Source organism: Qipengyuania mesophila, assembly GCF_019711655.1.
Lineage (GTDB): Bacteria > Pseudomonadota > Alphaproteobacteria > Sphingomonadales > Sphingomonadaceae > Qipengyuania > Qipengyuania mesophila.
Genome location: NZ_JAIGNU010000001.1, coordinates 1,705,629 through 1,724,388 on the forward strand (window position 1 = coordinate 1,705,629; position 18,760 = coordinate 1,724,388).

The 18,760-nt window shown below is 65.0% G+C and carries 19 protein-coding genes; 12 read left to right on the forward strand and 7 right to left on the reverse strand.

The features are described 5' to 3' along the window. Window positions 1-59 precede the first annotated feature (59 nt). From guaA to K3181_RS08555, 4 genes are all read left to right on the forward strand, one after another. Window positions 60-1,634 (forward strand): glutamine-hydrolyzing GMP synthase, encoded by a 1,575-nt coding sequence (guaA, locus tag K3181_RS08540; RefSeq protein ID WP_221602567.1) that lies wholly within the window; start codon window positions 60-62, stop codon window positions 1,632-1,634. 165 nt (window positions 1,635-1,799) lie between these two features. Further along, on the forward strand, window positions 1,800-2,258 hold the full coding sequence (locus K3181_RS08545) for a CHRD domain-containing protein (RefSeq protein ID WP_221602568.1): 459 nt from the start codon (window positions 1,800-1,802) through the stop codon (window positions 2,256-2,258). Between the two features lie 53 nt (window positions 2,259-2,311). Further along, window positions 2,312-3,016 (forward strand): endonuclease III domain-containing protein, encoded by a 705-nt coding sequence (locus tag K3181_RS08550; protein ID WP_221602569.1) that lies wholly within the window; start codon window positions 2,312-2,314, stop codon window positions 3,014-3,016. Window positions 3,017-3,053: 37 nt separating this feature from the next. Beyond that, complete coding sequence (locus tag K3181_RS08555; RefSeq protein ID WP_221602570.1) at window positions 3,054-4,346, forward strand: NRAMP family divalent metal transporter; 1,293 nt, start codon at window positions 3,054-3,056, stop codon at window positions 4,344-4,346. On the opposite strand, the gene K3181_RS08560 is transcribed toward K3181_RS08555, so the two are convergent. The 4 genes from K3181_RS08560 to K3181_RS08575 all read right to left on the reverse strand — a co-directional run bounded on the left by K3181_RS08560 (window position 4,343) and on the right by K3181_RS08575 (window position 7,589). After that, complete coding sequence (locus tag K3181_RS08560) at window positions 4,343-5,308, reverse strand: oxidoreductase (RefSeq protein WP_221602571.1); 966 nt, start codon at window positions 5,306-5,308, stop codon at window positions 4,343-4,345. The genes K3181_RS08555 and K3181_RS08560 overlap by 4 nt on opposite strands. A gap of 75 nt (window positions 5,309-5,383) precedes the next feature. Continuing rightward, a complete protein-coding gene (locus tag K3181_RS08565; RefSeq protein WP_221602572.1) occupies window positions 5,384-5,794 on the reverse strand; it encodes a hypothetical protein in 411 nt (136 codons plus the stop codon). Window positions 5,795-5,867: 73 nt separating this feature from the next. Continuing rightward, window positions 5,868-7,289, reverse strand: a complete 1,422-nt coding sequence (tldD, locus tag K3181_RS08570) for a metalloprotease TldD (RefSeq protein WP_221602573.1) — start codon at window positions 7,287-7,289, stop codon at window positions 5,868-5,870. A 39-nt stretch (window positions 7,290-7,328) separates the two neighbouring features. Next, entirely contained in the window at window positions 7,329-7,589 is a 261-nt protein-coding gene (locus K3181_RS08575; RefSeq protein ID WP_221602574.1) for a zinc-finger domain-containing protein, read from the reverse strand. 85 nt (window positions 7,590-7,674) lie between these two features. On the opposite strand from K3181_RS08575, the gene K3181_RS08580 reads away from it, so the two are divergent. Further along, window positions 7,675-8,613, forward strand: coding sequence for an ABC transporter ATP-binding protein (locus K3181_RS08580; RefSeq protein ID WP_221602575.1), 939 nt, complete (start codon window positions 7,675-7,677; stop codon window positions 8,611-8,613). A gap of 9 nt (window positions 8,614-8,622) precedes the next feature. Here K3181_RS08580 and K3181_RS08585 read toward each other — a convergent pair whose 3' ends face one another. Further along, window positions 8,623-8,811: a hypothetical protein gene (locus K3181_RS08585; RefSeq protein ID WP_221602576.1), complete on the reverse strand. Its 189-nt coding sequence runs from the start codon at window positions 8,809-8,811 to the stop codon at window positions 8,623-8,625. Between the two features lie 134 nt (window positions 8,812-8,945). On the opposite strand from K3181_RS08585, the gene nadB reads away from it, so the two are divergent. Further along, window positions 8,946-10,532 (forward strand): L-aspartate oxidase, encoded by a 1,587-nt coding sequence (gene nadB / locus K3181_RS08590; RefSeq protein ID WP_221602577.1) that lies wholly within the window; start codon window positions 8,946-8,948, stop codon window positions 10,530-10,532. A gap of 15 nt (window positions 10,533-10,547) precedes the next feature. On the opposite strand, the gene K3181_RS08595 is transcribed toward nadB, so the two are convergent. Further along, window positions 10,548-10,880, reverse strand: coding sequence for a PilZ domain-containing protein (locus K3181_RS08595; RefSeq protein ID WP_221602578.1), 333 nt, complete (start codon window positions 10,878-10,880; stop codon window positions 10,548-10,550). A 245-nt stretch (window positions 10,881-11,125) separates the two neighbouring features. Between K3181_RS08595 and K3181_RS08600 the strand changes: the two genes are divergently transcribed. From K3181_RS08600 to K3181_RS08610, 3 genes are all read left to right on the forward strand, one after another. Beyond that, window positions 11,126-12,016: an alpha/beta fold hydrolase gene (locus K3181_RS08600; protein ID WP_221602579.1), complete on the forward strand. Its 891-nt coding sequence runs from the start codon at window positions 11,126-11,128 to the stop codon at window positions 12,014-12,016. A gap of 403 nt (window positions 12,017-12,419) precedes the next feature. Next, window positions 12,420-12,902, forward strand: a complete 483-nt coding sequence (locus K3181_RS08605) for an energy transducer TonB family protein (RefSeq protein WP_221602580.1) — start codon at window positions 12,420-12,422, stop codon at window positions 12,900-12,902. Between the two features lie 558 nt (window positions 12,903-13,460). Next, on the forward strand, window positions 13,461-15,482 hold the full coding sequence (locus tag K3181_RS08610; protein WP_221602581.1) for a ribonucleoside-diphosphate reductase subunit alpha: 2,022 nt from the start codon (window positions 13,461-13,463) through the stop codon (window positions 15,480-15,482). Window positions 15,483-15,567: 85 nt separating this feature from the next. Here the strand turns inward: K3181_RS08610 and K3181_RS08615 are convergent, their stop codons facing one another. Next, a complete protein-coding gene (locus tag K3181_RS08615) occupies window positions 15,568-15,810 on the reverse strand; it encodes a DUF2171 domain-containing protein (RefSeq protein ID WP_221602582.1) in 243 nt (80 codons plus the stop codon). A gap of 497 nt (window positions 15,811-16,307) precedes the next feature. On the opposite strand from K3181_RS08615, the gene K3181_RS08620 reads away from it, so the two are divergent. From K3181_RS08620 to K3181_RS08630, 3 genes are all read left to right on the forward strand, one after another. Then, window positions 16,308-17,369, forward strand: a complete 1,062-nt coding sequence (locus K3181_RS08620) for a ribonucleotide-diphosphate reductase subunit beta (RefSeq protein ID WP_221602583.1) — start codon at window positions 16,308-16,310, stop codon at window positions 17,367-17,369. A 71-nt stretch (window positions 17,370-17,440) separates the two neighbouring features. Then, on the forward strand, window positions 17,441-17,659 hold the full coding sequence (locus K3181_RS15845; protein WP_221602584.1) for a hypothetical protein: 219 nt from the start codon (window positions 17,441-17,443) through the stop codon (window positions 17,657-17,659). 1 nt (window position 17,660) lies between these two features. Further along, the gene (locus K3181_RS08630) at window positions 17,661-18,599 is read left to right on the forward strand and encodes a toll/interleukin-1 receptor domain-containing protein (protein ID WP_221602585.1); all 939 of its coding nucleotides are present in this window, start codon (window positions 17,661-17,663) and stop codon (window positions 18,597-18,599) included. The last annotated feature ends 161 nt before the right edge of the window (window positions 18,600-18,760 follow it).

Here is an 18,760-nt window from a genome sequence, read left to right on the forward strand (position 1 = left end):
TCGCGCGCTGGCAATCGGCAATGCTGGACAGCGGGTGCAGCCTGCCCTTAACGGACCCCATGCAGCCAGAGCACCTCCCCGATTCCATCCTCATCGTCGATTTCGGCAGCCAGGTCACCCAGCTCATCGCGCGTCGCGTGCGCGAAGCCGGCGTGTACTCGGAAATCGCCCCTTTCACCCAGGCGGAAGAGGCCTTCCACCGGCTCAAGCCCAAGGGGGTAATCCTCTCGGGCGGTCCGGCCAGCGTCCCCGACGAAGGATCCCCGCGCGCACCCGACGTGATCTTCGACAGCGGCGTGCCGATCCTCGGCATCTGCTACGGCCAGCAGGTCATGACGCAGCAGCTCGGCGGCGAGGTTCGCCCGGGTCACGAGACCGGCGAGGGCGGCGAATTCGGCCGTGCCTATTGCGAAGTCTCCGAGGAATGCGTGCTGTTCGACGGCCTCTGGCAGCCGGGCGAAACGCACCAGGTGTGGATGAGCCATGGCGACAAGGTCACGCAGCTCGCCGATGGCTTCCGCATCGTCGCCACCAGTCCCGGCGCGCCCTTCGCGCTGATCGCCGACGACGCGCGCCGGTATTACGGCACGCAGTTCCACCCGGAAGTGGTCCACACGCCCGACGGCGGCAAGCTGCTCGCCAATTTCGTGCGCCATGTCTGCGGGCTCGCGGGCGACTGGACCATGGCCGAATTCCGCAAGACCAAGATCGAGGAAATTCGCGCGCAGGTCGGCGACGGCAAGGTCATCTGCGGCCTGTCCGGCGGTGTCGACAGCGCGGTCGCCGCGGTGCTGATCCACGAGGCGATCGGCGATCAGCTGACCTGCGTCTTCGTCGACCACGGGCTGATGCGGATGAACGAGGCCGAACAGGTCGTCACGCTGTTCCGCGACCATTACAACATTCCACTGGTCCATGTGAACGCGGAAGAAATGTTCCTCGGCGGTCTCGCGGGCCAGACCGATCCCGAAAAGAAGCGCAAGTTCATCGGCGGCGCCTTCATCGATCTGTTCGAGGCCGAGGCCAAGAAGATCGGCGGCGCCGATTTCCTCGCGCAGGGCACGCTTTATCCCGACGTCATCGAAAGCGTCAGCTTCACCGGAGGGCCGAGCGTCACGATCAAGAGCCACCACAATGTCGGCGGCCTGCCCGAGCGGATGAACATGAAGCTGGTCGAGCCCTTGCGCGAACTGTTCAAGGACGAGGTCCGCGAACTCGGCCGCGAACTCGGCCTGCCCGAGATCTTCGTCGGCCGCCATCCCTTCCCCGGCCCCGGCCTCGCCATCCGTATCCCGGGGGAAGTGACCAAGGAGCGCTGCGATATCCTGCGCAAGGCCGACGCGATCTATCTCGAGGAAATCCGCAACGCCGGTCTCTACGACGCGATCTGGCAGGCCTTCGCCGTGCTGCTGCCGGTCAAGACCGTCGGCGTGATGGGCGACGGACGTACCTACGACAGCGTCTGCGGCCTCCGCGCGGTGACCAGCACCGACGGCATGACCGCCGACATCTACCCCTTCGACGCCACCTTCCTGAGCCGCGTCGCCACGCGCATCATCAACGAGGTGCAGGGCATCAACCGCGTGGTCTACGATTATACGAGCAAGCCTCCGGGCACGATCGAGTGGGAGTGATCCCGCCTGCATCTTCGGCTCCGGCGACAATCGATGGGGTCTGCGATTTCGTCGATCGTTTCGCGCGCGGCCACTAGGCTCTGGCGTGCCTGCGGGAACATGTCGTTCCCACCCTTCGTTCGTTCCCCATCGGTGGGGATTGCATACGAACCGAGGAGAGAGATCATGAAAACCGCATATCTGTGTGCCGCGACCGCGGCTGTGTCCTTCGCGCTGGCGGGATGCGCCACGATCGAGGAAGGCATCGCCGAGGAGGTTGCCGAGACCTATTACGCCTCGCTCACCGGGGCGCAGGAGGTCGGCGGAGGCGATCCCGACGGGTCGAGCAAGGCCGAGATAACCGTCAGCGACGAACTCGACCAGATCTGCTGGGACATCAACGACGTTCGCGGCATCGGTCCGATCACTGCGGCGCATATCCACAAGGGTGCTGCCGGCACCAACGGCCCGCCGGTGGTCACGCTCAGCAAGGCCAACGAAGGCGGCTGGAAGGGCTGCACCGATGCCGGTGAATGGAGCGAAGACTGGATCGAGAACAATTACGCCGGCTTCTACGTCAACCTCCACACGGCCGAATATCCCAACGGTGCGATCCGCGGGCAGCTGACCAATACCGACGGATAGGAAGATCGCCATCGGCGGTTGTCGCGCGGGTGAAGGCGCGCGATAGCCGCCGGATGGAATTGCTTCTGGGCCCCGATCCGCGCACCGAGACGCTCCGCCGCCTCCAGGCGCTGCTGGTCCAGCGGTTCGGGCGGATCGAGCGCGCCGCCGACGCGTGGCGGCAGCCCGAATGGGCGCTAGTCCAGGGCGTGATCGGGGCGCAGACCAGGTCGGAAATCTCCAACCTCGCGACCGATCGGCTGCTCGAGCGCTGGGGCAGCTGGGAAAGCGTGGCCGAGGCCCCGCTCGACGAACTGCAGGCCGAGCTGGCGACGCAGACCTATCCCAATGTCGCCGGCGAGCGCCTCAAGGCCTGTCTGACGGACCTGATCGAGCGGCGCGGCAGCGTGGACCTGTCGCATCTCGAGAGGATGGAGACGCTGGAGGCGATGGAGTGGCTCGAACAGCTGCCCGGAGTGGGTCGCAAGATCGCCGCCGGGGTGATGAATGCGAGCACTCTGGACCGCCGCGCGGTGGTGCTCGACGGGCATCACCGGCGCATCCTCCAGCGCATGGGGCTGGTGCCGCCCAAGGCGAATACCGACCGCGCCTTCACGGCGATCATGCCCGCCATGCCGCCCGAATGGTCGGGCGCCGACTATGACGAGCACCACCTGCTGATGAAGCAGCTCGGCCGGACCTGGTGCCGCCCATCCGCGCCCGAATGTCCCGAGTGCCCGGCGCAGGCGCTGTGCGAAACCGGCCGTCGCCGCGCGTGATTGCAGCGGCCACGCGCTTGCGCCACAAGGGCGGCCAATGAAACGCATCGGCTCGATCCTGCTGTGGTCCGCAATCGCGGCCGCCTTCATCGGACCGGGGACGGTCACCGCCGCAGCCAGCGCGGGCGCCGGCGTGGGCCCGGCGCTGCTCTGGGCCATCCTCTTCTCCGGCATCGCCACCTTCACGCTTCAGGAATTCGCCGGCCGGCTGGCGATAGGGACCGGCGACGATCTCGCGAGCGTGCTGCGCCGCCGCTATCCCGTTGGCTTCGCAAGGCTCGCCACGCTGCTGCTGGTCGGCGGGGCGATCCTGCTCGGCTGCGCGGCTTATGAGGCGGGGAACATCCTCGGCGGGGCGGCCGGAGCGATGCTGGCGATCGACCTGCCCAAACCCGCGGTGACACTGATCCTGGCGTTCGCCGCCGCGCTTCTGTTGCTCGCGGGATCGCCGCAGGGCGTCGCGCGGCTGATGGCGGTGTTCGTCGGCCTGATGGGCGCGGGCTTCCTCGCGGTGGCGATCTCGCTCGCGCCTGCCGTCGGACCGCTCGTCGCCGGGCTGGTGCCGACACCCGGCTTCGCCGACGATCCCGCCGCGCTGCTCGGCGTGCTCGCGCTGGTGGGGACCACGGTGGTGCCCTATAATTTCTTCCTCGGCGCGGCGCTCGCGCGTGGGCAGGGGTTAGGCGAAATGCGCTTCGGCCTCGCGATCTCGGTCGGGATCGGCGTGTTGATCACCGCCGCCATCCTCGTCGTCGGTACCGCGCTCGCGGGCGAGTTTTCCTTCGAGGCGCTGGGCGACACGCTCGCCGAACGGCTGGGCGGCTGGGCGCGGACCGGCTTTGGCGTCGGCCTGCTGGCGGCCGGCATTTCCTCTGCGGTGACCGCTCCGCTGGCCGCGGCGCTGACCGCGCGCGGATTGTTCGCTTCGGCCGAGGACCAACGCTGGCAGGCCGGTGCCTGGCGGTTCCGCGCGGTCTGGGGCGCGGTGCTGCTGATCGGCCTCGGCTTCGGTCTCGCCGATATCAAGCCGACCCCCGCGATTCTCGCGGCGCAGACCTTCAACGGCGCGCTGCTGCCGCTCGTCGCGCTGTTCCTGCTCGCCGCCATGAACGACGAGGCGCTGCTGGGCGATGCGGCCAACGGTCCGCTCGCCAACGGCTTCGGCCTGCTGGTCGTCGGGGTCGCGACCATGCTCGGGCTCACCGCCGTTGCGCGCGCGGCAAGCACGGCGCTCGGCTTCGTGCTGCCCGATCCGGGGCTGATGCTCCCGGCCTTCGCGGTGCTAGGCGTGTTCCTCGGCCGCGCGGTCACGCGGCGCACGCAGGGCTAGCCGGGGAAGGCGATGCCCGTCATTTCCTCGGACTTGGCCCAGAGCATTTCGGCCAGCTCCTCGTCGCGGATGTGCGGCCAGTAGCCGCCCGCGCGCGGGTTTTCGGGATCAGCGGCAACCGCGATGTCGCAATCCTCGCAATAGACCCCGCCCTTGCCCTCGAGCAGCGGCGAGGTGGCGCACCAGACGCTGGTCGCCGCGCCTTCTTCGGTCGACTTGAAGGCTTCGTGGACATTGCCCTCCTCGTCGTACCAGCCCATCGCTTTCTGCTCCTCCATCGTCAGGTGGCGCTGGAGCGGGGTGGCGATGCCGCCGGGGTGGACCGCGAAGGCGCGCACGCCCTTCGCCTCGCCAAGCGTGTCGAGCTGGAGCGCGAACAGCGCATTGGCCGACTTCGCCTGCCCGTAGGCGAGCCATTTGTCGTAGTCGCGCTTCTCGAAATTCGGATCGTCCAGATCGAGCCCGTGGAGGCGGTGGCCGATCGAGGAGAGCGCCACCACGCGCGCACCGCTCTTCGCGACCAGCAGCGGCCACAGCCGCGCGGTCAGTTGGAAATGCCCGAGGTGGTTGGTGGCGAACTGCATCTCGTAGCCGCGCGCATCGCGGGCGAGCGGGCTCGCCATGATCGCGGCATTGTTGACGAGGATGTCTATCGCGTCGGTCGCGCCCGCGACCGCTTCGGCAAAACCGTCGATCGAGGCCGGGTCGGAGAGGTCGAGCGGCAGGATCGTGATGTCGCCGTCCATGCCGTCGAGCACGTCGTGCGCCTGATCGGGGCGCCGCGCGCCGACGATAACCCGTGCGCCGGCTCCGGCGAGGGCGCGGACGGTTTCTGTCCCGATGCCCGAATAGCCGCCGGTCACGACGATGGTCTTGCCCGCCAGGTCGACTCCCTCGACGACCTCGCGGGCGGTCGAGCGATAGCCGAAGGGCGAATCTACGGGGGTCTGCGGTGCCGGCATGCGGTCTCTCCTCTCGGGGAGAATGCTATGCGCATAGCATGACGGCTTGGCTACCCCTGCGAAAGGGGCGAAGGCTCAGCCCTCGGCGTCGACTTTAGTATAGGGCACGAAATCGTCGAGGAAGAGCACGCCGGTCAGGAAGCCGCCGGTGCGTTCGATCATCTCGATCTGGTCGGTGCGGCACAGCGAGGTCGCGCTGAAGCGCCGGATCACCATGACATCGCTGTCGTCGATGCTGTCGGGGTTGCGGGTGTAGTTGACCCACACCGTGTCGCCGTCGCGATAGGTCAGCGCGGTGCCGTCGATCTGGTGGATGGTCCGCGTGCCGAAGGTATTGATGCAGCGCTGCGGTTCGCCCGCCACGCGGCCTTCGAGGAGCTTGGCGAGTTCTGCTTCGCCGCGGGTCATCTGCGTGGGCTCCTCGGCGCGGAGCGGCATCGCCAGCAGCCCGAGTGCGGTGGCGGTGAAGGCAAGCGGTTTGAGCATGGCGATTCTCCCCAGTCGATGCACGGATACTATGTCACACTCGCTGAACCTGTGATGAGCGAGCGGGCCTCGCTCAGGCGGTGCCGCCCACGGTGATGCCATCGACCAGCAGCGTCGGCTGGCCGACGCCCGCGGGCACGCTCTGCCCGCCCTTGCCGCACATGCCGACGCCCTCGTCGAGCGCCATGTCGTTGCCGATGCCGCGCACCTTGGTGAGCACGGTCGGCCCGTCGCCGATCAGCGTCGCGCCCTTGATCGGGGCGACCACCTTGCCCTTCTCGACCTTGTAGGCCTCGGTGCAGGCGAAGACGAACTTGCCGCTGACGATATCGACCTGCCCACCGCCGAAGCTGGTGGCGTAGATGCCGTCCTCGACGCGGCTGAGCAGTTCCTCGGGATCGTCGTTCCCGCCGCGCATGAAGGTGTTGGTCATGCGCGGCATGGGCGCGTGCTCGTAGGACTGACGGCGGCCGTTGCCGGTCGCCTCGACCCCCATCAGTCGCGCGTTGAGCCGGTCCTGCATGTAGCCCCTGAGGATACCGTCCTCGATCAGCACGGTTTCGCGCGTGGGCGTACCCTCGTCGTCGATGCTCAGCGAACCGCGGCGATTGGCGATGCTGCCATTGTCGACCACGGTGACGCCCGGCGCGGCGACGCGTTCGCCGATCCGGCCCGAAAAGGCGCTGGTGCCCTTGCGGTTGAAATCGCCCTCCAGCCCGTGACCGACCGCCTCGTGGAGCAGCACGCCGGGCCAGCCCGGGCCCAGCAGCACGGTCTTTTCGCCCGCGGGCGCCTCGACGCTCTCGAGATTGACCAGCGCCTGGCGCACCGCCTCGTCCACCGCATGCATCCAGCGGCCCTCGTCGAACAGATCGTCGTAGAGATAGCGCCCGCCGAAACCGAAGCTGCCGGTCTCTCGGCGCCCGTTGGCCTCGGCGACGATGCTGACGTTGAGCCGTACCAGCGGGCGGATGTCGCGCGCGGCGAAGCCGTCGGCACGGATGATGTCGATCGCGCTCCAGCTTCCGGCGAGGCTGGCGCTGACCTGTGCGACGCGCGGGTCCTTGGCGCGCGCCACGGCATCGATCTTCTCGAGCAGCGCGACCTTCTCGGCGAAGGGCACGAGGTCGAGCGGGCTGACATCGGTGTAGAGGTGGCGGTTGGTGCGCTCGGGCGGGGCGGCATGGGGCGATGTGGTCGCATCGAGCAGCTGCAGCGTCTCGCCCGCGCGCGCGATCGCCTTGGCGCTGATCTCGTTGGCATGGGCGAAGCCGGTCGTTTCGCCCGAGACGCCGCGCAGGCCGAAGCCCGAATCGCGAGAATAATCGGCGGTCTTCAACCGTCCGTCGTCGAAGGCGAAGCTCTCGGTGGCCATGAACTGGAGATAGAGCTCGCCATCGTCGCAAGGGGCGAGCAGGCGTGCGGTGAGCGCCTTGGCCTCCTCGGGGTCGAGCTGGCTGTAGAGCAGGGCGTGCGGATCGGTCGCTGGCGTCATGCTACCCATGTAGGGAGCGAAGCGAGCGAAGGCGAGGGGTCAGCGATGCCCCGGGTCGGCGCCTTCGGAAATATCCATCAGCTGCGACTGGTCGACGCCATCGGCCGGGCCGCCCTCGAGCACGAAGCGCCGGTCGCAATAGCCGCAGTCGACATAACCGTGCTCGTCGATCTCGAGATAGACCTTGGGATGGCCGAGTGCGATCGGCTTGTAGTTTTCGCCGCTGCGGATGTCGGTCGCGCCGTCGCACCACACACGCCGCGTGGTGACCTTGGAGATTTCGGGAGGAGGCAGGCTCATGGGAGTGGTCCGATAATATGTGCCGTGCGCGGGCGCAAGCATTCGCCGCTTGTCGCGCCACGGCAGCGTCCCTAGGTCACTGCGCATGACCACGCCCCCAGCCATTCGCATCGACAATCTCGTCAAGGAATACGCCCCGCCGGGACCCGGCGAACCGCCCAAGCTGGCATTGAAGGGGGTGAGCTTCGATGTCCCGCAGGGCGGCATATTCGGCCTGCTCGGCCCCAATGGCGCGGGCAAGTCGACGCTGATCAACATCCTCGCCGGGCTGGTCAACAAGACCGGCGGCAGCGCCGAGATCTGGGGCTTCGACATCGGCGAGAACCCGCGCAACGCCAAGCGATCGATCGGCATCGTCCCGCAGGAAATCGTCTTCGATCCTTTCTTCACGCCCTTCGAGGTGCTCGAGAACCAGGCCGGCTTCTACGGCATCCCCAGGTCCGAACGCCGCAGCGAGGAACTGCTGCGCGCGGTGCATCTGTGGGACAAGAAGGATGCCTATGCGCGCACGCTGTCGGGCGGGATGAAGCGCCGCCTGCTGATCGCCAAGGCGATGGTGCACTCGCCGCCGATCCTCGTGCTCGACGAGCCCACCGCCGGGGTCGACGTCGAACTGCGCCGCCAGCTGTGGGAGCTCGTCACCGAGCTCAACGGTCAGGGCGTGACCGTGGTGCTGACGACGCATTATCTCGAGGAAGCCGAGCAATTGTGCGACCGCATCGCGATCATCAACCACGGCGAGCTGATCGCCGACAAGCCGACGCGCGAGCTGGTCGGCATGGCGCGCGAGAAGATCGTCGCCGTCACGGTCGACAAGGACCTCGGCGGTCCGATCATGGAAGAGGCCTTCACCCGGGCCGAGGTGGTGGAGCCGCGACGGCTCGAGATCACCTACGACCGCGATCGCACCAGCGCGGGGCAGGTGCTCGCGCTGGTCCAGAGCCACGGCTATGCGATCGAGGACGTCACCACGCGCGAGGCCGACCTCGAGGACGTCTTCGTCCAGCTGACCGGCGCGGGGTGACGCCGTCCTTTAGTGGATGGCGCGGCGGCCGAGCCCTGCGTCCTTGACCCGCATCGCGGCCCATAGGTGCGGTTCGACTTCTTCCATAGGCGTGCGGCAATTGCGGCAGCGTCCGAATTTCTGCCCGCCGGCGCGCTTCACGTTCTCGCGATCGACCTTGTGCTTGCCCAGCGCGCAGGCGATGTGACCCAGTTTCATTTTGTGCGACCCTCTAGTCCCGTAGCTGATCCCCTGTCGTCCCGGCCCTAGCGGGTCGCTGCGCCGCAAAAACCCCCCTTGCGCCGGACCGTTCTGTTCTTGCCGCCTGACGTTTACAGCGCCATGACGCGCGCATGACAGACACCCCTCACGACGTCCTCGTCATCGGTTCGGGCGCCGCCGGACTCACCGCCGCGCTGGCGCTGGCCCAGACCAAGAAGGTGCTGGTGCTGGCCAAGGGCCGGCTCGACAGTGGCTCGACCGCCTGGGCGCAGGGGGGCATCGCCGCGGTGCTCGACGCGGGCGACACCTTCGAGAACCATATTCGCGACACGATGGTCGCAGGCGCCGGGCTCAACGATCTCGAGACGGTCGAATTCGTGATCGAGCGCGCGCCGGCCTCGATCGACCGGCTGTGCGAACTGGGCGTGCCCTTCAACCGCGAGGAGGGCGATCTGCACCTGACCCGCGAGGGCGGCCATTCGCACCGGCGGATCGTCCATGTGAACGACGCCACCGGCTGGGCGGTACAGGCGGCGCTGCTCAAGGCGGCGGAGGAAAATCCCAACATCACCCTGCTGCCGGGGCAGAGCTGCATCGACCTCATCACCGGGCGCAACCAAGTCGATTATTCGGGCTCGGGCCGCGTCTGGGGCGCCTATGCGCTCGACGAGGAAAGCGGCGAAGTGGTGGCGCATGTCGCGCGCGCGACCGTGCTCGCAGCGGGCGGCGCGGGACGCGTCTACCTCTTCAGCACCGCGCCGCGCGGGGCGACCGGCGACGGCATCGCCATGGCGTGGCGCGCGGGCGCGCGCGTCTCCAACATGGAGATGATGCAGTTCCATCCGACCTGCCTCTACAATCTCGAGGTCAAGAACTTCCTCATCACCGAGGCGGTGCGCGGCGAGGGCGGCCGGCTGGTCAACCCGGTGACCGGCGAGCGCTACATGGAGAAATACGACCCCGAGCGCATGGAACTGGCGCCGCGCGACATCGTCGCGCGCGCGAACGACGACCAGATCAAGCGCTACGGGCTCGACTACGTCCATCTCGACATCAGCCACCAGCCGCCCGAATTCGTGATGGAGCATTTCCCCACCATCCACGAGAAGCTGATGGGGCTCGGCATCGACATGACCAAGGGGCCGATCCCCGTGGTGCCCGCGCAGCATTACACCTGCGGCGGGGTCAAGATCGGGCTCGACGCCAAGACCGACCTGCCCGGCCTGTGGGCGGCTGGCGAATGCACCGAGAGCGGGTTGCACGGCGCCAACCGCCTTGCGTCCAACTCGCTGCTCGAATGCTTCGTCTTCGGCGAAGCCGCGGCGAAGGATATCCTCGCCTGCTGGGACAAGCTCGACGACCCGCCCGCGATCCTGCCGTGGGACGAGAGCCGCGTGACCGATTCGGACGAGGAAGTCGTCATCAAGCAGAACTGGACCGAAATCCGCCGCTTCATGTGGAACTATGTCGGCATCGTGCGCACCACCAAGCGGCTCGAACGCGCGGCGCACCGCATCCGCAATCTGCGCGGCGAGGTCGAGGACTATTACGGCCACTTCCGCGTGACCACCGACCTCATCGAACTGCGCAACCTGCTCGAATGCGCCGACCTGATCGTCCAGAGCGCGCTCAAGCGGCACGAGAGCCGCGGGCTCCATTTCACCATGGACTTTCCCGAGACCGACCCCGTGGCGAAGGATACCGTGCTGGTGCCCTGACGCGGAACTCCCGCGCTAGTTGCTCGCTGCCCGCCAGTTCGCCATCGACCAGTCGCCGCGCAGCATCCAGTCTTCGAGCGCGTAGTGCCGCACGATACCGGCGCTGATCGGCTCGGGAAAGAAGATGCCGATGCTCTCGCCCAGCTGCCAGGACACTTCGCCCTGTGCGACATAGCCGGGCAGTAGGGTGAGCTGAACCGGCGAGCCGATGCGCGCGACGATGTTGCGGCATTCGACCATGCAGCCCGAGGGCGAGAGGTTGCGCATGGCACAGCGCATTCCCGCGCCGTCGATCGTGATCCGCACGTCGTCCATAGTCCCGCTGCGCGGTTCGCTGCGTCGGTCCATTCCCACCCTCCACTGGTCCCGGCGAAGACAGCACCCGAAAGGGATCGGTTGCACGCAGGGCGCCCGCCGGGGAACATGCCCAGTTCAAGGGCACGCTCCCCGGCGACCTGCTCCATTCTAGCAGAGGCGATTCGTTTTGATTGTAGAGCGGCGCCATGCCCCGGCCTGTTCGCTCGCGAAGGCTTTGGGCTGGACAAGCGGCGGCGATTGCGATGTGGTCGGCCTTCGCAATCGGGAGGAAGGGCATGCCCAAGGCGCAGGCTAACGGGATCGAAATTCACTATGAGGAGCACGGCGACCCGAACGCGCCGCCGATGCTGCTGATCATGGGCTTCGGCGCGCAGCTGACGCTGTGGCCCGACGAGCTGGTCGAGGCGCTCGCCGCGCACGGCTTCCGCGTCATCCGCTACGACAATCGCGACATCGGCCTCAGCCACAAGTTCGACGGGGTCAAGGCGCCGGGGCTGGTCAAGCTGACGCTCCTGTCGAAGATCGGCCTCACACCCAAGGTGCCCTATACGCTGGCCGACATGGCGGATGACGGGGCGGGCCTGCTCGACGCGCTGGGAATCGCCAAGGCGCATATCGTCGGCGCGAGCATGGGCGGGATGATCGCGCAGCATTTCGCCGCGCGCCATGCCGACAAATGCCTCTCGCTGACCTCGATCTTCTCGACCACCGGTAATCCCAAGCTGCCTCCCGCCAAGCCCGAGGCGATGAAGGCGCTGGTGACGCGGCCCAAGAGCACCGAGGAGAAGGTGCTGGTCGATCATGGCGTGATGCTCGCCCGCACGATCGGCTCGCCCGGCTATCCGGCGGAGGAAGAGCGCCTGCGCGAGCGGACCGCGGCGAGCGTGCGGCGCAGCTTCTATCCCGAGGGCCCGACGCGGCACCTCTCGGCGATCGTCGCCGATGGCGATCGTCGCCCGATGCTGAAAGGGATATCGGTGCCGACGCTGGTGCTGCACGGCGAGGACGATCCGCTGGTCCCCTGCGAGGGCGGGCGCGACACCGCCGCCAGCATTCCCGGCGCCAAGCTCAAGACCATTCCCGGATGGGGGCACGACCTGCCGCTCGAGCTGGTCGACGAACTGGCCGCGACCATCGCCGAGCATGCCAAGGAAAGCGCCGCCTAGTTGTGCGTCACCCGCTCTTGGGCGCTTCTGTTCGACGAATGACACTCGTAGTTCGACCGGTGGACGAACGGAAGTTGTGCAGCTGGGCGCAACTCTATCGAGTTTGTTTCTGACTGACGTACACTCCTGTCAGGCCTCTTTCCGCATTGCCCGGACCGAAGCAATGAAGAGGTGGATCGACCCTTGCAGTCTTTCACAACGCCGTTCGAAAGAGCGATTTTGCCCCTTTGTTTGACACGATTCTTTCGTCCTATAGGATGGCAATCGATGGCGGGCCGCCGCAGCCGCCCGCTCTCGCGATCGACCACTGATCGTGCATCACGGGACTGCCGCTCGCCTTTTTCGGCGTGGCGGGAGGCGCGAAACTGCGGCCGATCATCTTTGCAACGGAAAGGATGATCCGATGAAGCTCCCCCTCTTTGCCCTGGCCGCTGCGCTGTCGCTGACCGCGGTTCCCGCCACTTCGCAGGAGATTGTCGTCTCGGCGGATGCGGCCGCGCTCGATCTCGTCTCGCGCGATCTCGACCGCAACCTCCTGCGCGCCGAATGGCCCCGCTCCAGCACCACCGGCGAAGGCCTGGTCATGGTGCGGTTCCACCGCGGTGCCGATGGCCGGCCGGCGGAGGTGACTCTCTATCGCGCGTCCGGACGGCACGATGTCGATCGTCTCGCCCTGCGCGCGGTCGCCGCGCTCGGTCGCTCCGCTCCGCTGCCCGCGTTCGGCGGGGTCGGGCAGGTCTACCAGGCCAATGTGATCCTCGCCAACAGCGGCCAGGCGCACGCCGCGCTCCATGGGCAGCTGACGCGGCTCGAACAGGCCCGGCTGGCCGACCCGCGCGAGCGCTCGGTCCTGGCTTTCGGAGGAACGCCGCGCGACGCGGGCTAGTACCGCCGAGTCCATTCCCCTTCGGCGGTGTCGCTGGCCGCGCTGCGGGCGGCGGCGGCATCGTCGGAGGCTCTGCGAGGGCACTGCGCACGCGCCGCACGATTCCAAAATTGCGCATTCGGATTCGATTGAATCTCAAGCCGGTTAGATCGTTTTTGCCCGCAAAATTTTTTTCCCAGATTCATTTTGCCCCTTGCGTTCGCCGCGAGTCCAGCTTGGTCCACGCGTCGCGGCGTTGCAGCAAGATAAGGCACTGCGCCAATGAGCCGGTTCGGGGCGTTAAATCGGAATTGACCCTCTTGCGCTCGAATCGTGCCTGATTCAGTATCTAGTAGTCGGGCTACCGGGGGTACCCACAAGACCTAGCTATCGGCGGCTCGCTCCCCATATCGGGATCGGGCCGCGATCGCGGCGGGACTGTGGAGAAGAGGGGATAAGTTTTCGCCCCGGAAGCGCACAAAATTGCTAGGTGGGATCGCTGTCCCGCCGACTCGAACACAAGCGGAACACCGGCGCGCGGGAAACCCGCGCACAAAACTGGAAAAGGCGGGGCACACGATGGATTTCAAGAGCGGGGACGACACGGCGATGACACTGGATATCGATACCCACGACAGTGCCCCCGAGCCCACCACGCAGACAAAGGCGGTCGCCATGGACAAGACGGACACAGGCAGCGAAGGACTGGTCGCGAAGGCCGCGGGCGAAGCGCTCGCAGGTGCGGTCGCGAATGCGGCTGCCGCAGCCGCCAAGGAAGACAGCAAGAAGGTGCTCGATCGCCGCTTCGACGTGAAGATCGACGAATCGCGCGATGCCCTGCTGACCGAATTCGGCAAGGAAACGCTGATCGACCGCTACCTGCTCCCGGGCGAGAAGTTCCAGGACCTGTTCGCCCGCGTCGCCGACTATTTCGCCGACGATCAGGAGCATGCCCAGCGGCTCTACGACTATATCTCGAAGCTGTGGTTCATGCCCGCGACGCCCGTCCTGTCGAACGGCGGCACCACGCGCGGCCTGCCGATCTCGTGCTACCTCAACTCGGTTTCGGACAGCCTCGACGGGATCGTCGGAACCTGGAACGAGAATGTCTGGCTCGCCTCGAAGGGCGGCGGCATTGGCACCTATTGGGGCAATGTCCGCGGCATCGGCGAGCCCGTCGGCCTCAACGGCAAGACCAGCGGCATCATTCCCTTCGTCCGCGTGATGGACTCGCTGACGCTCGCGATCAGCCAGGGCAGCCTACGCCGCGGTTCGGCCGCCTGCTACATCGATGTCACCCATCCCGAGATCGAGGAATTCCTCGAGATCCGCAAACCCTCGGGCGACTTCAACCGCAAGGCGCTGAACCTGCACCACGGCGTCCTGGTGACCGACGCCTTCATGGAAGCGGTCCGCAACGGCGAGGAATTCGACCTCGTCAGCCCCAAGGACGGCAGCGTGCGCAAGACGGTCGATGCGCGCAGCCTGTTCCAGAAGCTGGTCGAAACCCGCCTCGCCACGGGCGAGCCCTATATCGTCTTCTCCGACACGGTGAACCGGATGATGCCCAAGCATCACCGCGAGCTCGGCCTCAAGGTCTCGACCTCGAACCTGTGCGCCGAGATCACCCTGCCGACCGGCATCGACCACCTCGGCAACGATCGCACCGCGGTGTGCTGCCTGTCCTCGCTCAATCTCGAGAAGTGGGACGAGTGGAACAGCGACAAGACCTTCGTCGAGGACGTCATGCGCTTCCTCGACAACGTCCTGCAGGACTATATCGATCGCGCGCCCGACGAGATGGCCCGCGCCAAGTATTCGGCGATGCGCGAGCGCAGCGTCGGCATGGGCGTGATGGGCTTCCACTCCTTCCTCCAGATGAAGGGCATCGGCTTCGAAAGCCCGATGGCCAAGGTCTGGAACCTCAAGATGTTCAAGCACATCAGCGCCAAGGCCGAAGAGGCTTCGCTGGTGCTGGCGCAGGAACGCGGGCCCTGCCCCGACGCCGCCGAAACCGGCGCAATGGAGCGCTTCAGCTGCAAGATGGCGATCGCGCCGACCGCGTCGATCTCGATCATCTGCGGCGGCACCAGCGCCTGCATCGAGCCGATCCCGGCCAATATCTACACCCACAAGACGCTCTCGGGCAGCTTCGTGGTCAAGAACCCCTATCTCGAGAAGCTGCTCGACAAGAAGAGCAAGAACTCGACCAATGTGTGGAACTCGATCCTCGAGAAGGGCGGCAGCGTCCAGCATCTCGACTTCCTCACGCCCGAGGAAAAGGCGACCTACAAGACCAGCTTCGAGATCGACCAGCGCTGGCTGCTCGAATTCGCCGCCGATCGCGCGCCCTTCATCGACCAGGCGCAGAGCCTCAACCTCTTCATCCCGGCCGATGTCGACAAGTGGGACCTGATGATGCTGCACTTCCAGGCGTGGGAGAAGGGCATCAAGTCGCTCTATTACCTCCGCTCGAAGAGCGTTCAGCGCGCGGGCTTCGCCGGCGGGGTCGAGGCGGACAACACCGCCGACGCGGCGAAATACGAACTCGCCGCGGGCGCTGAGCAGACCGATTACGAGGAATGCCTCGCCTGCCAGTAAGCGCCGGCGGACATGCGAAAAGCCCCGCTCTCCGGTGTGGAGGGCGGGGCTTTTTCATGGCCGGAACCTGTCCGGCGCGTCGGGGTCAGGCCGCTTCGGTGGCCTTGGTGCCCAGACCGTCGGGGATGCGGGCGCTTTCCTTCAGGTAGATGCGATTGTCGTCGATTGTCTCGACGTCGTCGATCTTGAGGAAATGGTGGATGTCGTCCGCGCTGTCCGACTTGGTCAGCTTGATCGCGTCGCCATCGACTTCGTCGACGGTGCCGACATGCTGGCCCTTGCAGTCTGCGACTTCCATGTGTTCCTTGATGCGAATCTTCTCGAACATAGAGATTCCCCTTTGTTTTGCGTTGCTTACACCTGATCAACGGGTCGCACCGGCAATCGGTCCACGCCTCGTCGAGGCTGAGGCACCGTCCATGGTGGGAGCGGTGTGAGCGCGTAGACAGGGCCCTCCAGCCCTCAAGCAGCGAAGCGGTAGGGGGACCAAGAAAGTGACGCCCCGCCCTCGGTGGAGGAGCGGGGCGCCGGGGTTCGCGGACATCGCCCGCAATGAGGGGAAACCGGACGATGCCGCTGTTCCCCGAACTGGCCGCGCGAGTCCCCGGTGTCGGGCCGACACGCGCGCGAAAAATCCATTCATTGCCATAACGCTGTCGATCGCCGCCGCGTTCCGCGGTTCGTCGCAAAGCCGCGGCGGCGGGGCGCGCGGGCGATCCCCATCTTATCCCCGCCGAATCATTCCCGCTTGCCTTCGATTCCGGGCTCTGATTCACTATATGAGTCGCTCGCGCCCAGACCACGCCAGAATCCGGAGACCACAAGATGTCGTTGCTCGAAGCCCGCAAGACCTACAAGCCCTTCGAGTACCCCTGGGCCTACGACTTCTGGAAGCGCCAGCAGCAGATCCACTGGATGCCCGAGGAAGTGCCGCTGGGCGAGGACTGCCGCGACTGGGCGCAGAAGATCACCGAGCACGAGCGCAACCTGCTCACCCAGATCTTCCGCTTCTTCACCCAGGCCGACGTCGAGGTGCAGGATTGCTACCACGACAAATACGGCCGCGTGTTCAAGCCGACCGAGATCAAGATGATGCTCACCGCCTTCTCCAACATGGAGACGGTGCACATCGCCGCCTATTCGCACCTGCTCGACACGATCGGCATGCCCGAGAGCGAATATTCGGCCTTCCTCGAATATGAGGAAATGAAGGACAAGCACGATTATTTGCAGGTCTTCGGGGTCGACACCGACGAGGATATCGCGCGCACGCTCGCGGCCTTCGGCGGCTTTACCGAGGGCATGCAGCTCTTCGCCAGCTTCGCCATGCTGATGAACTTCCCGCGCTTCAACAAGATGAAGGGCATGGGCCAGATCGTCAGCTGGTCGGTGCGCGACGAAAGCCTCCACTGCGAAGGCATCATCCGCCTGTTCCACGAATTCGTGCGCGAGCGCGATTGCTACACCAAGGCGGTCAAGGAAGACATCATCGACATCTGCCAGAAGTCGGTGCGGCTGGAAGACAATTTCATCGACCTCGCCTTCGAAATGGGCCCGGTCAGCGGCATGACCGCGAAGGAAATCAAGAAGTACATCCGCTACATCGCCGACTGGCGGCTGGGCCAACTCGGCCTCCAGCCGATCTACATGGTCGACGACCACCCGCTGCCCTGGCTCGCCCCGCTCCTGAACGGCGTCGAGCACGCCAACTTCTTCGAAACGCGCGCGACCGAATATTCGAAGGGCGCGACCAAGGGCGACTGGAACACCGTGTGGTCGAGCTTCGACAAGCGCAACAAGGCCAAGGCCGCGAACGAGGAAAGCGCCGACGAGGACGACGGCCCGGGCCTGTTCGGGGATGAAAGCGGAGCGCAAGCGGCGGAGTAGGGTTCCCAATTCACCCCTCCTATGGACACCAATTGTTCTCCGGGCTAGATTTGGGTTTCAGGAGACTCGAAATGGACACGCTCCCAGAACATCAACTTGGTGCTCTCTTTCGCGAATGTGATCGCTGCGGTGGCTCGGGCACTTTCTCCGAGTTTGAAAAGCGCGGGTCGAGCATGAGTTGGTCTCAAGGCCCGTGTCCTGACTGCAAAAGCATTGGTGCCATACCAACACTGCAAGGTCAGCGAATATTGGATCTGGTACGCCGTTGGAGACAGGCGGGGCGTTTGTAAAATGTCCGCAAAAGCATTCATTTCGTATTCTCATGCCGATGAAGCGCATATTGAGCGCCTTCATAAACATCTTGCCCAAATGGAAAGAGACGGGACGCTTTCCGGTTGGTTTGATCGAGAAATTCATGTCGGTGCTAATCTTGATCAAGATATCAGGAATGAGCTTTTATCTTCGGATATTTTTCTCGCGTGCGTTAGTCCAGATTATATCGCTTCCAACTATTGCTACGATAAGGAGCTAGAACTTGCTCTTGAACGTGAGCAGGCTGGGGAGCTGACTTTAGTGCCTATAATTCTTGAACCCTGCGAGTGGCTTCAGACCCCACTGAGCAAGTTCAAGGCGGCACCAAAAGATGGTAAACCCGTCTCGGAGTTTACCAATCCGAATGTGGCGTTTCTCGATGTTGTCTCGGAAATTCGTCGCCTCTGTGAGGCTCGAGTACCGAAAGTCGAATTTAAGTCAGAGCTCCCACCAATCACCTCATCTGAAGACAATTCAACTTCGCGTTACCGTGTGAAAAGGGAGTTCGACCCGCTTCACAAGCGAGACTTTGCTGAAAAATCCTTCAATGACATATATTCATTCTTCGAATCATCTGTGAGTGAGCTGCGCTCGGTGCCGGATGTGGAGGCACGATTAAGTCGAACCTCTGAAAGTCATTTTTCCTGCACTGTTATCAATCGCGGCATATCGCGTGGTTTTGAGACCCTTCACGTAAGACTTGGCGGCACGTGGGGGGGGATTGATATACTCTATGGAGAAGTAGATCAGAAAAACACCTCGCATGGTGGTTTTGGTGTCGGCTCTGACGAATATCAATTATTTCTGACGAGTGGGATGTTCGAGTATCGAAGGAACGACAAGAAGCTAACTGCTCGGGAGGCCGCTCAAAAGCTTTGGGACGATTTGCTTAGTCGAGTAGGAATTGGATATGCCTGAACCCGCTGGATTTCGTTGTGAGGAATGTGGCCATGGTTTCATGACGCAGGTGCTAACCGCGGCTGAGCGCCAGAAGCTTCGCGATGAGAACAAGCGAGGGAGTCCGATCTCCTGTCCACAATGTGGCAGTTTCAAAGTCAATCGGGTCTAGCAGGGCGTCA

Coding starts and splice junctions, on each gene's coding strand:
- guaA (WP_221602567.1), top strand. CDS start 60: ATGCAGCCAGAGCACCTCCCCGATTCCATCCTCATCGTCGATTTCGGC.
- K3181_RS08545 (WP_221602568.1), top strand. CDS start 1,800: ATGAAAACCGCATATCTGTGTGCCGCGACCGCGGCTGTGTCCTTCGCG.
- K3181_RS08550 (WP_221602569.1), top strand. CDS start 2,312: ATGGAATTGCTTCTGGGCCCCGATCCGCGCACCGAGACGCTCCGCCGC.
- K3181_RS08555 (WP_221602570.1), top strand. CDS start 3,054: ATGAAACGCATCGGCTCGATCCTGCTGTGGTCCGCAATCGCGGCCGCC.
- K3181_RS08560 (WP_221602571.1), bottom strand. CDS start 5,308: ATGCCGGCACCGCAGACCCCCGTAGATTCGCCCTTCGGCTATCGCTCG.
- K3181_RS08565 (WP_221602572.1), bottom strand. CDS start 5,794: ATGCTCAAACCGCTTGCCTTCACCGCCACCGCACTCGGGCTGCTGGCG.
- tldD (WP_221602573.1), bottom strand. CDS start 7,289: ATGACGCCAGCGACCGATCCGCACGCCCTGCTCTACAGCCAGCTCGAC.
- K3181_RS08575 (WP_221602574.1), bottom strand. CDS start 7,589: ATGAGCCTGCCTCCTCCCGAAATCTCCAAGGTCACCACGCGGCGTGTG.
- K3181_RS08580 (WP_221602575.1), top strand. CDS start 7,675: ATGACCACGCCCCCAGCCATTCGCATCGACAATCTCGTCAAGGAATAC.
- K3181_RS08585 (WP_221602576.1), bottom strand. CDS start 8,811: ATGAAACTGGGTCACATCGCCTGCGCGCTGGGCAAGCACAAGGTCGAT.
- nadB (WP_221602577.1), top strand. CDS start 8,946: ATGACAGACACCCCTCACGACGTCCTCGTCATCGGTTCGGGCGCCGCC.
- K3181_RS08595 (WP_221602578.1), bottom strand. CDS start 10,880: ATGGACCGACGCAGCGAACCGCGCAGCGGGACTATGGACGACGTGCGG.
- K3181_RS08600 (WP_221602579.1), top strand. CDS start 11,126: ATGCCCAAGGCGCAGGCTAACGGGATCGAAATTCACTATGAGGAGCAC.
- K3181_RS08605 (WP_221602580.1), top strand. CDS start 12,420: ATGAAGCTCCCCCTCTTTGCCCTGGCCGCTGCGCTGTCGCTGACCGCG.
- K3181_RS08610 (WP_221602581.1), top strand. CDS start 13,461: ATGGATTTCAAGAGCGGGGACGACACGGCGATGACACTGGATATCGAT.
- K3181_RS08615 (WP_221602582.1), bottom strand. CDS start 15,810: ATGTTCGAGAAGATTCGCATCAAGGAACACATGGAAGTCGCAGACTGC.
- K3181_RS08620 (WP_221602583.1), top strand. CDS start 16,308: ATGTCGTTGCTCGAAGCCCGCAAGACCTACAAGCCCTTCGAGTACCCC.
- K3181_RS15845 (WP_221602584.1), top strand. CDS start 17,441: ATGGACACGCTCCCAGAACATCAACTTGGTGCTCTCTTTCGCGAATGT.
- K3181_RS08630 (WP_221602585.1), top strand. CDS start 17,661: ATGTCCGCAAAAGCATTCATTTCGTATTCTCATGCCGATGAAGCGCAT.